Annotated in this window: 8 protein-coding genes and 2 pseudogenes; 4 read left to right on the forward strand and 6 right to left on the reverse strand. The window is 59.2% G+C overall.

Features of this window, described 5'->3' with window-relative positions; translation table 11 throughout:
- Positions 1–61: 61 nt before the first annotated feature.
- Positions 62–7,819, reverse strand: coding sequence for a CHC2 zinc finger domain-containing protein (locus GNZ12_RS39035; RefSeq protein ID WP_172317686.1), 7,758 nt, complete (start codon positions 7,817–7,819; stop codon positions 62–64).
- A gap of 848 nt (positions 7,820–8,667) precedes the next feature.
- Between GNZ12_RS39035 and GNZ12_RS39040 the strand changes: the two are divergent.
- Positions 8,668–9,893 (forward strand): annotated as a pseudogene (locus GNZ12_RS39040) (ISL3 family transposase).
- 961 nt (positions 9,894–10,854) lie between these two features.
- Positions 10,855–12,465, forward strand: a complete 1,611-nt coding sequence (locus GNZ12_RS39045) for an MFS transporter (protein WP_172317688.1) — start codon at positions 10,855–10,857, stop codon at positions 12,463–12,465.
- A 129-nt stretch (positions 12,466–12,594) separates the two neighbouring features.
- Here the strand turns inward: GNZ12_RS39045 and GNZ12_RS39050 are convergent, their stop codons facing one another.
- From GNZ12_RS39050 to GNZ12_RS39070, 5 genes and pseudogenes are all read right to left on the reverse strand, one after another.
- Positions 12,595–12,867 (reverse strand): hypothetical protein, encoded by a 273-nt coding sequence (locus tag GNZ12_RS39050; protein WP_172317690.1) that lies wholly within the window; start codon positions 12,865–12,867, stop codon positions 12,595–12,597.
- Between the two features lie 64 nt (positions 12,868–12,931).
- Positions 12,932–13,363, reverse strand: coding sequence for a DoxX family protein (locus tag GNZ12_RS39055; protein ID WP_172317692.1), 432 nt, complete (start codon positions 13,361–13,363; stop codon positions 12,932–12,934).
- Positions 13,364–13,702: 339 nt separating this feature from the next.
- A complete protein-coding gene (locus GNZ12_RS39060) occupies positions 13,703–14,167 on the reverse strand; it encodes an RbsD/FucU family protein (protein ID WP_172317694.1) in 465 nt (154 codons plus the stop codon).
- Positions 14,168–14,328: 161 nt separating this feature from the next.
- A pseudogene (locus tag GNZ12_RS45425) lies at positions 14,329–14,550 on the reverse strand (hypothetical protein); the annotation flags it as partial.
- A 29-nt stretch (positions 14,551–14,579) separates the two neighbouring features.
- Entirely contained in the window at positions 14,580–14,948 is a 369-nt protein-coding gene (locus GNZ12_RS39070) for a nuclear transport factor 2 family protein (protein ID WP_172317696.1), read from the reverse strand.
- Positions 14,949–15,241: 293 nt separating this feature from the next.
- On the opposite strand from GNZ12_RS39070, the gene GNZ12_RS39075 reads away from it, so the two are divergent.
- Both GNZ12_RS39075 and GNZ12_RS39080 read left to right on the forward strand, forming a co-directional pair.
- The gene (locus tag GNZ12_RS39075; RefSeq protein WP_172317698.1) at positions 15,242–15,613 is read left to right on the forward strand and encodes a type II toxin-antitoxin system RelE/ParE family toxin; all 372 of its coding nucleotides are present in this window, start codon (positions 15,242–15,244) and stop codon (positions 15,611–15,613) included.
- Positions 15,610–15,912: an addiction module antidote protein gene (locus GNZ12_RS39080; RefSeq protein ID WP_074286791.1), complete on the forward strand. Its 303-nt coding sequence runs from the start codon at positions 15,610–15,612 to the stop codon at positions 15,910–15,912. The genes GNZ12_RS39075 and GNZ12_RS39080 overlap by 4 nt, the downstream gene beginning before the upstream one ends.
- Positions 15,913–15,948 lie beyond the last annotated feature (36 nt).

Genomic DNA, 15,948 nt, shown 5'->3' on the forward strand with positions numbered 1-15,948 from the left:
GCGTTTTGCATATTTTCCTCGAAAACATCGATTACCCGTCGTGCCGTCGTGAAACCGTCATTCAAGCCGGGACTGCGCAGCTTCCTGGGCCCTCGTTTTCTTGACACCACGGCGGCACGGATATGCTGGGAAGAGGCTGTCCCTCTCGAAGCGTAAGATCTACGTCGAGAAAGTCCAGCCAGGCCGGCTCAAGATTCAAAAAGCCATGTTTGGCGTGTGGTTGGTGAAACCTGTCTCGCTCCCAAGCCGACAAGCGATCCCGAATGGCTTTCTGGTCGGAGAAATGCTCGGCGAAACTCTCCAGCGCCGAAGCGTCGAGGTTCTGTGTCGAGGCGTTCTTCAAAGTGTTAAAAGCTTCCCACAACGAGTCTGGAGATTTCCGTTCGTCTGGCAAGGTGCCGACCGTCGCCAACGCTTGCTGCAACCTTTCAGCGCTACTAGTTTCTTTAAACTCCGACGCGGCATCTCTCTGCAGAGCCCCGTGCATGTTAATCTTGTTTTTGTCGGGATCGAGCAGTTCAACAATGGGCAAATATGCCACCAGCACCATCGGTTCAGGAAGTAACTGCGGCCGTGGCTTACCACTTACAACATGTACGGGATCGATGTCGGCTATCACCAACGCCTGATCGTCATCGGACAGCGCACCGTCACCTCTGGCAGAAAGGATGCCTTTGCGCCACCCATGATATGGCGTCAACGTCTCTACAAGTCCAGTGGAACTGCCATGTGGCTTCGTCGCCGAATCAATTCCAATGAAGCAGCTTCCTCCACAGGAAAAAATAGATTTGGCGGCGTTGCAGAAAACAGTGGCTGTGCCAGACGCGAGGACGCTAGCCTGCCCGGCATGCCAGTAATCATTGCTCCGCGAAGTCGCCGCCGGCACCAGCAAGATGGTGCGACGACTGACGCTATGCGATTGTTCTATTGAAAGAACGCTGCCCAACGCACGGAAGTCACCATTCACAATTTCTTCAGCATCCCCTGCCGGAGCGGGAAAGCGGTTAAGCATGGCCGCAACCTCTCTTTGCAACGGCTTGCTATTCGCGGGACTCGTAAGCAGGAACAATTCGGAGCAGATCAGTTCCATGCAGTAACGCAGCGACGGCATTCTCTCCGCAACCGCTCGAATCAGTTCCTTGAGACGATCTTTCGGCAAATCGAAGTCGCCAAGTTGATCCAGTAATTGACTGGGTCCGAAGAGTGGCTGCAACGAATTCCAGTCGGGACGAAAGAATTCATTGGCCGCCACCGCGCGGTATTTTTTCCCACGCGCAAATCGAAGGGTACGCGCCGAACTGTCCTGCCCGAAAAGCGCGTCAGAAAGCGCATCATCTGGCCGCCATAGCAAGGTAAGCGGCTCCATCAGAGAGTGAATAAGAGCACTCGTTTCAGCCGACTCTTTGCGGTCAGTAATCGATTGACCAAAATGTCGATATGTTCCGGCAAGAACAGCGATGCCAGGATAGTGGCGACGAAGTTCGTCCTCCAGCCATTCGATCGTTTCCCGACGCACCGAAACCTCGGGTAGCACCAGCAACTCCACCTTGAAAAGACGACAGGCATCAAGAGCGCGCTTCAGGAACCTACGCCGACGATGTTCGGGCCAGCTCGGCGCCGACGTTGGATTGCTCTTTGGCCAGGTGTGTTCCTTTCCTCGTACAGCGGCCTTGTCAGCCTTCGCGAGCACCCCTTCTACGTTTAGCTCTTTTAGCAGGTTGCTTTTTTGTCGATCGGGCATAGCCATGCCGCGTAGCCCAACCTCGGCTAACGGATGACTATAGCTTTCCTCAATCCGCCATTGCAGCAAAGCGACGCGCATATGTGCCAAGGTCCCCGGCCCGCGCTGCGACCAAGAGGCATATTGAGACTCGTGAACCGCACGGCGGATAGGCTCACTGTCAAACTTCGACTTCTGCGAGCGTTCATCGCCGGCCTGCTTGGTCTTAGGTTCGCTTGTATTAGTTTCGGCGCGAGGGGGCTCGACATCGGTCGTTTTGTCGGCAACAGGTCCGGCGGTCGCAGCACCCAAAGAGGGGGGACTCGTCTCAGCGGGCGTTGCTGTCGCCGGTTCAGACGTAGTGGGTTCAGCTGAGGCTGGTTCAGCTGCGACAGGTTCATTTTTAACGGCTTCGTCTGAACCCGGCTCGACCTGAGCGGGCTCAATCGCGGGGGCCACAATTTCGATTTTGAGGACTGCCGATTGGCTGGGGACCGCGGGTGCTTCATCGGTCGACACCGCAGACGGCGCTGGTCGCGGATCCGGTTTCTGTGTAACAGGAGTGGCTTGTTGCTCCACGACAGGCTCGACATGCACCCATCGCCCTAACTTGTCGTCAAGAGTGTGAACTGACAACAGCTCATTGTCGGCACGCCGCCGGACCTCGGTCCACGTCGCGAAACGACTACGACCTCGCTGCACGCGAGCTACGCTATCGTTGGAGCCAAGGCCGGAGTATTGCAGTTGCGCCAGGATCCATTGCTGACTTTCTGAATCGGTAAAGGTACTGTCATCGCGATGGCGCCGGAAAGCAGGAGCTTCGACCTGCCGGACCGATAGCCCCAGATGCTGGTCGACCTGCTGGATTGCGAGCGGCAGCGCTCTCACAAGCGTGTTCCAAAGAGCCGCGTCGTAAGTCGGCAAGTCATCATATGGCCACACCCACTGCCGGTTTTCGACACTTTCAGATGGTGCTGATTGCCATTGCCGCAACTGTTCGTAGACAATGCGCAGCGGATTTTCATCGGATACGTCTAACACCTGTGGAGCAATGCTATCAAGGATACCCAGCAGCGCGAGCATCCACTGCCATGGTGTCGCTTCCTTTGCGTCGGCCCATGTGTCCTCGCGCAGGTATTTGCACACCTTCTCGTAGTCAAGCTGAGGATCCTGCTGGCGGGCCTCGGGAGCGTTCCACCCTGGAGGTATTGGCAGAACCGCGGACAGCGGAGCGGGACCGCGATGACGCGCCATACCCCACGTGCTTGCGACAAGACCACGGAGTGCTGCTCCCGCTGTGGCCAGTGAAAGCCCAATATGTAGTGCATGTGCCGATCCCGGCTCCGCGTCATCTGTGGACTGCTCTGGACGGACATCAGGATGACCAATGCCAAACGATTCCGCCAGAGCAAGTATCAAGGCGAAGTCGGTCCGCAACGACTCGCCGCCGTGACGGCGTGGTAGCGGTAGCCACTCAAGCACACTGAGCGGCAGACGTTGCAGCACAAGCGCTGGCAGGAGATGCAAGCGTTCCCGAAGGTCACCTGGCCCCCTGCGCTGCAGGCGCATCGCCATGCTGCGCGTCTCGGCCTCGGTGTGCAGTACCAGTCTGACCTGGTCCTCAGAGGCAAGCCCAAGGTCAAAACGACGCAATATCTTTAATGAACGCCTGACCGTTCCGGGGAGACCGTCCTGATCCTCTCGCCGAACCTGCGCGTCTGCAATCAACGTTCCGCGCAGCTTACCCAGTTGCTGACGCAGCAGATAATCCTGAATCTGGTGCGGGTGCGCTAATGCGTTTTCACCCTCTTCTTCAGGGACATCCTCGCCCGGAATATCAAACGCCATATCCAGCGCGTCGCTTACCGCACACCCCAAGCGCCACAGTCTGGTGTATTCCCCGCCTGGGACGCTAACGCTGCGCAAACCGCCCCGACCATCCCGAACCCAGGCACTGACGCCAAGGTTCGCGCTGGGCAACGGGACAGAAACCAGATACCACCGGCAAGCACTGACCTCCTCGACGCTACCGGCGACGGGTTCGTGCGCGAGATGCGCCATGACGACGACCCATTCCTTGTCGTCGTCTGTTTCTGCCTCCTGGATGACATGCAGCGCTTCGTACAGGTCCGCCGCAAACCGCGCTCGGTTTGATGGCTTCAGCGAGTTGAATTCAATTCGTAGGGCCTCCGTGCCTTCGAAGCGGTGTAACCCATGAGCGAGGTCCGAGGACTCTCCCCAGTGCAACGTCAAAGCGGGCACAGGCTGCGCGCCGATTGCGGTTACGGATGCTCCCGGGACGTGATTGGGTAACTCCGCATCGCTTTTCGATGCAAACGCAAGAAGCGTCACGCCAGATGTGCCCTCTGCCTGCCTGTAAGCCAACATGCCTGCATCAGCGACCGGAAGAGGCGGCAAGATTGAGATTGTCTGCGCCCCGGAAATGCCATCACCAATAAGGTCGTGATACTTCTTGAGAACGTCCCAGCGACTGAAGCGCGGCGGCCCGGCAGTATTTGCAACCAGAAATTGCAAGGCAATCCTGCTTGCCTCGGCGTCAACGCTGTCTCCCACGGCTTCACGGTCTAACGCCGGCGCCTGGATGTAGGTGCAAGCTGTTTTGACCGTTTCCGGTCCCTCGGTTTCGTTCGGGTCGAAAACGGCGGGCAACTGATCCAGAGGATGAGGCTGCCCATCACGCGTGGCGTCGTAGCGATTGAAAAGCATCGCTGCCAGGCACAGCCAGTCTGTCAAAGTCGGATTCGTAGACTTTTGCGATTCTACGTGGAGCGGCGGGGTAACGCCAGGCACCCGCTGCAACGCCTTCCACTGCACTTTCCTGACGCGGCTACTGATATGCGCCCGATTACGTTTGAGCGGCGAAGCTTGCAACAGATCGTCTGTCTGCAAAATTGCTTTGGCCAGAGCATCCAGGGATTTGCTGTGCCGCTCTATCCATTCCTTTGTGCGCCCCTTCTGCATTGATGGACTCCAGTCCATCAGCATATCCAGACCCTCGATTGCAAACAGGATGTCGTAACCCTGGCGCGCATAAGCCGCTGCCCACCCGTGTCCGGTACATACCTCCTCCCAGCGTTGGCGATAGGCACGCCAGAGACCTGGCCATGTCTCGTCCGTCACTGGCCCTACACGTTCCAGTTCCTGTACCGCCACTTGCCACCACAGCGCTCTCGCGCACTTGCCGAGGTCGCTTGGGCGTAAGTCCGGCGCCTGCAAAGCTTCACGTACTTTTTCATGGACGGTGGCCGGGTCATCCAGCAGACCTGGATGCCGCAACAGATGCAGGGCGCTTTGACGATCCATGGTCCCGCCATCGTCCGCGCTCATGCCCCACCCGGTTTCGCCGTCGCCAATCATCGGCGGCTCCCAGGCCGGCACGGAGGGCGCCAGTATCCGCCCGTTGTTCAGTTGCTGCATGACCTCATCTGGCGTACCCGCTGCTACGGCTTCGCCCTTTCGCACCAGCGTCAGGTCAAGATGCGCAGCGGCAATCTGCACGACTTCACGCAGCGCGTTCAGACTCGCTTCAGAATCCGACAGCAAAACGATATCGTCCACATATCTGGCGTACCCAACACGCGGCTTTTCGGGACTTCCCGGATTTCTTTGACCCGGCTGGCGCATGAACGTGCGAGCCGCTGCATCCAACGGGAACATCGCAATCGTGCCAATCCACGCCGAGATGACGGGCCCTTGGGGGATACCCACCACTGGAGCGCTAACGCGTTCGCCTCCGTCATCGGGATGGCGATATTCATGTTCGAACAGACTACTGCACAGCAGATCCACCAGGTGTCTGGCTGTATGCTTGGCATCGTGATGTGGTCGGCCAAGAAGGTCGGCGAACGCTTCTGCTCCGCTGACGGTAAGAGCCTCTTCAATCGACTCAAGCAGCCGGTCCCGAACAACGTAGCGCTGGATGGCATCGTAGTATCGCTTTGCATCCAGTCGCAGAACATGCACGTGCGGACCGATGGCCTGGGCCTGCCGCTTAAGCGAAGCCATATATTCACGCCAGCACTCAATGTACGGCCTGAACATCCCCTGGTCGCTGGGTTTGTGACGACCTTCCAGCACCTCCATGTCAACCTGATAGGCGAAACTCAGCGTTGCCTCGTCATGGGGGCCGCGCTGGTCATCAGGTATCGCCGGATTTGCATCAGGCGTACTCGCGTAACCGGTAACGCGAATCTCTCCCTCGGTTTCATACCAGCGCACCGCGGGTATGCAATCGGAAAAAGTGCGCGGTCCGTCGTGAGAAAAATCATGCCGTTCAGTGAGCAGTTCGTTCATGAGGAACTGCTGCAAATGGAGGTCTGCCGGATGAGGCATGACCTTGCGCCTCGGGTCCGCTAACATCTTGTCGTCACCGGACAGCTTGCGTGGCAAATGTACGGCGTCGTAAAGAGCGACCTGGCTCCAGACTTTTCGTTGTAGACGATCTAGCGCAAGACTGTTGAATAATTGACCGTTTCGATCCAGGACTCGCCAGGTTTCGTCGTCGCAGGGTAACTCGCCGCGCCTCGAGCCGTGCTCGGCCAGCTTCCGCGCATAGTTGAGTCGGGCCTCTTGACTCAGAAGGACAGATGGCTCGATTGCCGTAGCCCGCACCGAAGCACTTGTCGACTGAGGCCGCAGGACCACGAGAAGTTCTTCGGCCCATTGTGGACGCGGTTGTGCCAACGCTTCGAGTCGCTGCTCCCAATTGGCAGCGGCGCCGCTCAAAGCGCGCAACGCACGCGCAGCTTGAAGCAATGCCCTCTCTCGCGGGTAGTGCGAAATACTGTGCCAGAGACCATCGCTGACCAACGGTGTCGCATCCTTGTAGCCCAGACTCGCGACGAGCAGAATGCCGATTGCCGGTAACGAGTGTCGGTCGAGTGCAGCTTTCGCTCCGTTGTAATCCAACGGAGCCAATATTTCGTCGGGATCCTTCCCGGATAACGCATCGTCGTTGGCCGCGAAACCCACCCACTCTGTCGCAATCCCGGAGCGGCCAAGAAGCTGACGGGCCGCACGATTTGCACCGTCAAAGCCCGCTGCATCTCGGTCAAAGAAGAGACGCACGCTGAGATGAGCATTTACGGGAGGGTTGACGTCATCAACAAGTTTAATCAGGTCATTACGCTGGTTTTCGCTCAGACTCGAACCCATGACCGCGACGACAGACATGCCCAGCGACTGTAGCCGCAGGGCATCCAGAAACCCTTCTACAACATAGAGAGTTGGCCGAGATTCTCCCGCTTTGACCGATTCGACCAATGCTTTTCGAGCGTCATTCGCGTTGAACAGAACATCTGCTTTGCGAAATCCGGGCGTCAGTAGATATTTCGCCGTTACCCTGTCGACCGTCCGTCCAGAGCCCGCGCTCGCCCTGTAACGACCGGAATAGCCGACCAATTCATCCTTGGCATTACGAATCGGGATCAAAATCCGTCCGTCATGGAAGTAGTCCCGGAACTCTTCGCCCAAGTCAAACGCCGTCTGAAAATCAAGTTTCCTCTCCGGCCGCAACCGCACCAGTAAACCCGCTGAAACTAGGCCATCGATCAGTTCCTCCCGACGCCCGAAGCTCTCGCCCCTCAAAGCTCGAACAAGCGACGATCCAGCTGGCAAACAGCGCAGACCGAAGTCGAAAAGGAAATCGCGGTCGAAGCGTCTTGCCTCGCACCATTCTGCAAACGCAGATTCGTCGTGCCTCTGGTTAAAGACCCGCTGCGCAAAGGCAAGCGCATCTTCGCGCGTGAGCTCCCTGTTGCCGCCTCGACCAGCGGCAACTGATTTGGGCGCAATGCTCAGACTGCGAGCCAGCCACTCGATGGCTGGCCTGAATTCAAGGCCCTGCGCTTTCTTGACAAGATCGACAGCATAACCATGTGCATGGCACGAGAAGCAGTGGAAATGCGAATGTCGTCCGGCTTCGCGCGGGTACAGCACGAGTGATGGCCGAGTGTCTTCATGAAACGGACAGCGTGTAACCAGATTCGCACCGCGCTGTTCGACTTCCATACCAAGGCGGCGTGCGACTTCCGGCAGTTCTGCTGCCGTCAGAACTTCGTCAAGGTCGTACCAGTCCATGCATTTTTCCTGTTGTTTTTCATAGACGGCTTATCCACCTTGCCATTTATGTAAACCTGCTCACAACTGCACCAGTCAACGTGTTTGCGAGGCTTTGTTGTTCATTGGAATCGGAATTTTATATCGCGGCGGAAAAATAATTAAGGCGTGACAGACCGGTCGCCCGGCTCGCTACCATGCGGATGCCGCGTCCTATCAGAGCGCGCGTTTTCTCTAACGATTAGAGTCTTCTGCCTCGATCCACAGATTTTCGTGCATTGCAACGATCAAGCAGCCCGCGAGATCTTGAAAACAACGGACGAGAGAAAATTTCAGGTACTAACGCGCACGACGGTCTTGTTATGGTACGCGCCGAGAGATCCCGGCATCCAAAGGTCAATCGTCTGCGCGACGATTGGCACTCGATCAATGTGGAATGCAGGAATTCCTGCATTGAAAGAATGCAATCCACCAACTTTGCAATGGCCGTGATGTGTATTGGCCGCGGCGACTTTCGCCGCCTGAGGCACCTTACCGTGCGCGGCACGCACGTCTTCGGAAGTTAGCCTGGATTCAGCTGAGCGGACGCCGACATGCAATGCAGGCGCCAGCCTCGCCCTCGAGGCCGAGGCCGAGGCCGAGGCCGAGGCAACCCATTAGATGGGAAAACTCTTCAGCACCCAATCCCACCCCAACAAAATTGCAATCACACCAAACCGCCCCTTTTGAATTCTCAGTGGGTGGGTTAGCGGGTCAAGGGCGGGCGTAAGCCCGGCGCAGCGAATCCTCGAGGCGCACTGATTCAATAAGCTGAGTCATGGCTGGTTGCCGCAGAATGCTGCAACCAGCCATGCAAGACGAAACGAACAATGACGAACCAACTGTTTGAAGCCGCCCTGGGAATCAGGGCCCCGTGGTACGTACAAAGCGTCAACTTTGATACCGGCAAACCCGGCTCACGATTGCCGTTGACTTCGTCGCGGGCAGCCGGTTTGCCTATGCTGACGTAGCCGGCAAGCACCCCGTGCACGACACGCAAATCAAGCGTCTGCGCCATTTGAATTTCTTTCAGCACGAGTGCTATCTGGAAGTACGTGTGCCGCGTGTGCGCTTGCCGGACGGCTCGATACGGTTGGTGGAACCTGATTGGGTCGGCCAACTCAGCGGCTTCACGTTGCTGTTCGAGGCGCTCGTGCTGATGCTCGCTCAGCAGATGCCGTTTGCTGCCGTGGCACGCATCGTCAACCCGTCGTGGCACCGGGATCACGCCATCTGCTCGCGCTATGTGGAACTGGCGCTCGCGTCGGCGGACCTGTCGGAGGTGACGACGGTGGCGATTGACGAAACCTCGTACCGGCGCGGTCATGAGTATCTGACACTGGTGGCCGACATGCAGGCGCGGCGCGTCGTGTTCGTGACGACCGGCAAGGATGCCGGCACAATTGAACGCTTCGCGGCCTATCTTGGCCAACACGGTGGCAAGCCCGAGCAAGTCGACTCGGTCGGCATTGACATGTCACCGGCCTTCATCAAGGGCGTAAATGAGCATCTCCCCGATGCGCGGCTGACCTTCGACAAGTTTCACGTCGTCGCTCACGCGTCCAAGGCGCCCGATACCGTGCGTCGACAGCAACAGAAGGTCGACCCGGAACTAAAAGGCATGCGCTGGACGCTGCACAAAGACTCGAACAAACTCAACCTGGCGCAATTGACCGACCTCGAGGCGCTCGTCAGTCAGTACACCACGAAGCGCACCGCCCGCGCATGGCTATATCGCGAGCAACTGCGCGAGATTCTCGAGCGCAAGCAAATCAATGTCGTCTCCGACATGCTGCAGCAGTGGTGCGCCAATATTATGCGTTCGAAGGTCGAACCGATGAAGGACGCGGTGCGATTGATTCGCCGACACTTCGACGGCATCGTCGCCCGGACCCAGACCCGCCAGACGAACGGCTTCATCGAAGCCATCAACGGACTGTTTCAGGCCGCCAAGCGCGAGGCACGCGGATACGCTCGCTTCGAAACCATGCGAACGGTCCTATTTCTCATCGCTGGCAAACTCGACTTCTCCGCCTTCAACTCGCATGCCCGCTGAAAGCCGTTACCCACTCCGTTTTCAAAAGAGCCTGTTTTTTCCAATGGTCAGACGCAGCACATAATTGCACGCAAGATCCGCGATGCTCGCGTGATTCCACTTGAAAACGAATGGGACATGACTGATCGGGAATGGGACCTCGTCGAGCCAATCGCTTCATATCGCCCGATCGCGGACTGCCCTGGGCGACCATCGGGGTATTTGCTTCGGGACGTGGTAAACGGCGCCATACGCAAGATGGGCACGGTAATGGCCTGGAGTGAACTCTGGAAGCAACGTACAGGTTTCTCGGCCAGTCCGATGCTCTACAAGCGAATGAAGGCGGATGGCCGCTGGTATCCGTGCGGTGATACGCAAGCGTCAGGCTCTAAAGCTGGCGCCGAGAGCAAGTCTGCTGCGGCGCCGAGTTTCGTTGCAGTGTCAGTCCGTTAGAACCCATCCGCCGCAGGTATTCACTGATATGCCAAGAGGAACCGGGGGCAACTTCCGCTGAACGCCGGCGCAATGCTCGACGACCCGATTAGCCGCCTGATCCGACATCTGCGACTGTCTAGTTTCGCCCGCGCCTCGTTCTGAATCCAAGTTCTTGCATTCCGTATTTCACGACGCATGGAAATATCGCGGCCGTCGACGCCTCATACTCATTTCTGCTCTCACAAGGTTGATGCCGTTGGGACGAGCCGGCACGAAGCGCTATCTACATTGTGTATCGTTAGATGGTCGGCCCCTTTTCGGCGCTCGCTTAAGTCAACCTTCCTTGCACCGTAAATTGCAGACCAATAATGATGCCGACGCCGCTCCGCACCCAGAACAGGTTTCGTTTTTTTCAAGCAGAAGACGGCATACGATATCCAAGTCAACTTTGTTTGTTATTCCACAAAGTCGACCTTGGGGTCAATCTGTTAAAAATCAATATGTTACAGCGACAGGCAAGAACAGGTTTCGTTGGTACGTGACCACCATGAACTCGCCCAATACGCCCCGCTCGCCCGCCCTCGGCCGCATTCTCGCGACCGTCAGCGTCGGCTTCGTCGTCACGCAACTCGACGTGACCATCGTCAACATCGCGCTGCCGAAGATCGGAGCGGACCTGCATGCGAATGTCGCGGGGCTGCAATGGGTCGTCGACGGGTACACGCTCGCGTTCGCCGTGCTAATGCTCTCGGCGGGCGCGCTCGGCGACCGGCTCGGCACACGGCGGATGTACGCGGCCGGCATCGTGCTGTTCGCGCTCGCGTCGCTCGCCTGCGGATTGGCGCTCAATGCCACCATGCTGGTCGCGGCGCGCGCGTTGCAAGGCATCGGCGCCGCCGCCATGCTGCCGAACTCGCTGGCGCTGCTCAATCAGTCATACGGTCATGATCCGAAGCTCCGGGCGCGTGCAGTCGGGTTGTGGACCGCCGCGGGCGCGATTTCGATCGCGGCCGGACCGGTGGTCGGCGGCGTGCTGATCGCGGCATTCGGCTGGCGCAGCATCTTTCTCGTCAATCTGCCAATTTGCGTAGCTGGTTTTCTGGCGACGTTGCTCTGGGTGCCACGGCCTGAATCTGTACGGAAAAGCGCGCAAGGAGCGACCGCGACTACAGCTCCCGCTCCGGCCATGACTGGGACTGGGACGGCGATAAGGACTGGCACTGGTGCGAAGACTGCGGCGTTGACTGCGACTGAAGCTACAGCTACAGCATCGGCATCTACGCCGGCGTCGGCGTCGGCTAAGACCGAGACCGAAGCAATCCCACGCGGTATCGATCTGAGCGGTCAGACCCTTGCGATCATCGCGCTCACCGCTTTCGTCGCCGCGGTGATCGAACTGCGGCCGCTCGGGCTAAGCCATCCGCTGGTAGCCGGCGGTTTCATACTCGCGCTCATCGCGACGGGCGCCTTTATCGCTGTGGAATCGCGCGTCGCGACACCCATGCTGCCGCTCTCGCTATTCAGCAAGCGCACCTTCAATGCGGCGGTCCTGTTCGGCATCTGCGTGAATCTGACGTACTACGGCATGGTGTTCGTGCTGAGTCTGTATTTGCAGCGTGTACGCGGCTACACCCCGCTGCAGGCGGGCCTCGCTTTCCTGCCGTTGACGGGCGGCTTTCTGCTCTCGAACGTGGCGAGCGGCTGGGTGGTCGGGCGCTTCGGCGCCCGTGTGCCGATGATCGCCGGCGCAATCACCGCGGGGCTCGGCTACAGCCTGCTGCATTTCGTCGATGCGTCTACGCCGCTCGTCGGCTTGCTGCTGCCGTTCCTGCTGATTCCCTCGGGGATGGGCCTTGCGGTCCCGGCGATGACGACCGCCGTGCTGGCCTCGGTCGAAGCGAAGCGCGCGGGCACTGCGTCCGCCGTGCTGAATACCGCCCGGCAGGCAGGCGGCGCGGTGGGTGTAGCCGCCTTCGGCGCGTTGGCGAGCGGCGCAGCCGCCACGCAGATCGTCTCAGGGATGCAGGCCGCGACGGCCATCTCGGTCGCGCTGCTGGTGCTCGGTGGGGTAATGGGCTGCCTCGTGCATCCGGAGCCGCACGCGGCGGCCTCGAAACCCTACAAGACTGGCTCTGGGCAAGTTGGTGAACCGCGTTGAGTGTCTCATCGCTTTGCCCGGCGCGAGCCGGCGAATTGGCAAATCGATGAATCGGCAAACCCGCAAACTGGCGAGTCGGCGAGTCGGCGCTAGCAGCGCACGATACAACACGCACTGCCGCCGCACGGCTTACAGCGGCGCTTCCTGAATCGTGCCGGTGTCGATCGCGCGCTCGATCAGCCCTTCGCTCTGCGCCTTTGTGATCGCGTCGGCAATCAGCTTTTCCGGCTGTTCGATTTCGGCCTTGATCGTGCCGATAAGACCGGATGCATCCAGAACCACCAATGTTTTCGCTGAATCGGCAAGGCTGATGATGACGCGATGCGGCGTGGGCCCTTCGCCGAGACTTGCGCACAACTGCGTAACCTTGCCACCAATGGTTTGCTCAAAACTTTGAATCATTGCGTGCTCCCTTGATGACAACCAGAATCAAAAGCGACCCGCACAGGCCACCGCAAGCGCGTGATCAGAGATTCAACCCGCCGCGTGGCGCACGCGCGCCATCGATACTGATACGGCCCGCTCCGGTCACGAACAACAACAGGAACCCACCGGCGATACCGATGTTCTTCCAGAAGTGGATCACCATGTCGCGCTGCAAAGCGGGATCGGTCACGTTCCAGAAATCGTGACCCAGCACAGCGGTTGCCACGGTATAGACGGCCAAGATGAGCGCGAGTGGGCGGATCTTGAAGCCAACGATCAGCAGCAGACCGCCGAGTGCCTCGACCGCTGTTGCAATCGGTGCGGCGACCTGAACGAACGGCACACCCATCGAATGCAGATAGCCGACGAAGCCCGCATAGCCCAGCAGTTTCATCACGCCGCCCCACAAAAACAGCACGGCAAGGGCGATACGCGCGATGAGGATAACGCCGGAATCGACGGGACGCGTCATGAGGGGCTCCTGTAAATGAATAAGCAGCAGACCCGGCCAGGCGGCCGCAGTTCCCCACTTTGCACCTGAGGATAGGTGCGTTGCCCGCCTTTTCCAAGCACGGGCCGGCGTGAACGGCGCAATTCGCGCCGTATCAAGGGAAGAAAAAAGGTGTCCGAGCGCTCAGCGAGCATCCGATTCTGCGCGGCATGGCCGGTATCGCGGCCGTGCTTATGCGCGAGGACACGTCGCGACCTCGATCAGGTTGCCGTCCGGATCGCGGCAATACACCGAAGTCATCTCGAGATGATCGAGACTGTCTATCGAGAAGCTTATGGTTTTCGTCGCCGTGGTCAGGGGCTATTGCTGCGGCGCATCCGGCGCGAGCAAGACACCCTTTGTAAAAACGAAGCAGCCGTAACCACGCTCTTCGCCGGTAGCGATCACGCAATAGGCTTTGCGCGCACGCTCATAGAAAGCGAAACGTTCGACCGAAGCGAACGGCACCTCGCGCCCTTCCGCCGCATTGATCTCGATCTGCGCTTCGCGCTGAACGGCCGGAATCGTATTCGGCTCACCCACCACTTCCATCCGCGAGGCAGGGCGTTCGATGAAGGTATCCAGCGGCATCACCGAAAGAATCGCGCGAATGGCACGTGATGCGTTCACGCCATCGAGGCGAAGCAGCTTGCCCAACACCGTCTCCTGCGCGACGGACGCGCCCGGGAAGTTGGCGTCGCAAATCACCAGTTCGTCGCCATGTCCCATCGAGCGTAGCGCGTGCAGCACATCGGCATTTAGCAGCGGGTCCAGATTCTTCAGCACGGTGTCTCCTTGAGGTCCGATTGGCGGCTAGCCGCCCGGGTTCGAACGGTTTGTCCTTGTAGTGTGTCGCGATCGATTGTAGCAAGACCATGGCGCGCAGTCCCTTGCCGGCGGCTCGTCATCAACCCGCTTTTTTGCGCGATGCGGCAAGCGCCATTCTGGCGACATTGCCACCGCAGCCATCCGACCAACGCGAGCAGCACGAGACCCGCGCCACCCAATACCGGCTCGCGCCAGGCCAGCAACGCGGTGAAGGTGAACGCGCGCGTGCCGGCCAGCAGAGCGAAGCCGGCGATCGCGCTGGAGAGCGCCTCGACGGCGTCCGCCAGGCGCGCGACCGTGAGGACAGTACCAGGACCTGTAGCGGCAACGGACTCGTGCATGATTGTCTCCGTGAAAAAGTTGCGAGTGGTCAGCCGGCCGCAGGCACCTGGTCGAGGAAGCCGGTCACCGCCTGCAGGCGCCCATGCGCGTCGAGCACGCCGAAGTCGGAGCCCTTGACGATTGCCACGCCGGCCGGCGTGGTGAGTGCCCACGAGAAGCGCAGGCGGTTCGCGAAGCCATCGACCTCCGTCGTGCGGTGAAACGTGTGATGCGGAAAGCGTTCATGCACGGCACGGATCATCGCGTCGATACCGTCATGACCCGCGCCTGCCAGCAGCGGATCGCGATAGTCGGCATCGGCGGCCCACGTCGCGGCGATCAGTTCGCGGCGGCGCGGTGCATCGGTTTCATTCCATGCGTCGAAATAACGGTCGATCAGATCGGTATGCGTATTCATCTCAGACTCCTTGATTGGCATGACTGAGCACTACGCTCGGCAGACACGTTGTATGCGGCGGGCTCGGAGTGAAGATTGATGGTTCGAGCGCGGCGCGTCGATTACGTGGGAGGTAAGCATTCGGATGCGCCACGGTGCAGAACCGTGCCGTGTTGCCCATCGGATTGGCCATTCGGCTGAATCGTCACGGGCCGCGTCAGCCGCTAACCTCATCGGGACATGGGAGGCCGCGCAGCGTTGACACGCGGCATGTGACGAACTGAACGGGTGCGGACACGAGCCGCTTTTTTAATATGGTTTTTACACTTGCAAGGCCGTATCCAACAGGATACACTTATCAGCAAATCGGTTCACCGCCTGTGTACACGGTCAACCGCACCGAGGAATTCGACAGTTGGCTTGCCGGCCTCGCAGACTTGAGAGCGAGAGCAAAAATCCTGGTGCGGGTCCGGCGTGCGGAGCGAGGTCATTTCGGCGACGTAAAGCCGCTGGAAGACGGTGTGTCCGAGATGCGCATCGATTGCGGTCCCGGCTATCGGGTCTACTTCGCGCGCGAAGGGCGCCTGGTGTACCTGCTGCTCTGCGGTGGCGATAAGTCCACGCAGCCGGTCGACATCAAGCATGCCAAATCAATGTGGGCAGCAATCAGAAAGGAACTGTCATGAGCAAAGTCAAAACCGCACGGTTCGACGCATCGCACTACCTCGATAGCGAGGCGATGATCGCTGAATATCTCAACGCAGCGCTGGAAGAAGGCGACGCCGACCTCCTCCTCGCCGCGATCGCCGACATCGCAAAAGCACGCGGCATCGCGAAGGTCGCGGCCGACGCTGGGCTCGGGCGCGAAAGCCTCTATAAAACGCTCGCACCCGGCTCCAAACCGCGCATGGATACGGTGTTCAAACTGCTGCGCGCGCTGGGCGTCAAACTCAACGCTGTGCCGGAAGGTGTGGCGCCGGCCTGATTCGCGCTTGTTGTGTTGTCGCCTGGTGCGACACCC

The organism is Paraburkholderia solitsugae (assembly GCF_013177695.1).
Lineage (GTDB): Bacteria > Pseudomonadota > Gammaproteobacteria > Burkholderiales > Burkholderiaceae > Paraburkholderia > Paraburkholderia solitsugae.

Bases quoted from the DNA above. Each gene is read 5' to 3' on its own strand.
- GNZ12_RS39035 (WP_172317686.1), bottom strand. From the start codon at position 7,819: ATGGACTGGTACGACCTTGACGAAGTTCTGACGGCAGCAGAACTGCCG.
- GNZ12_RS39045 (WP_172317688.1), top strand. From the start codon at position 10,855: ATGAACTCGCCCAATACGCCCCGCTCGCCCGCCCTCGGCCGCATTCTC.
- GNZ12_RS39050 (WP_172317690.1), bottom strand. From the start codon at position 12,867: ATGATTCAAAGTTTTGAGCAAACCATTGGTGGCAAGGTTACGCAGTTG.
- GNZ12_RS39055 (WP_172317692.1), bottom strand. From the start codon at position 13,363: ATGACGCGTCCCGTCGATTCCGGCGTTATCCTCATCGCGCGTATCGCC.
- GNZ12_RS39070 (WP_172317696.1), bottom strand. From the start codon at position 14,948: ATGAATACGCATACCGATCTGATCGACCGTTATTTCGACGCATGGAAT.
- GNZ12_RS39075 (WP_172317698.1), top strand. From the start codon at position 15,242: ATGGTTTTTACACTTGCAAGGCCGTATCCAACAGGATACACTTATCAG.
- GNZ12_RS39080 (WP_074286791.1), top strand. From the start codon at position 15,610: ATGAGCAAAGTCAAAACCGCACGGTTCGACGCATCGCACTACCTCGAT.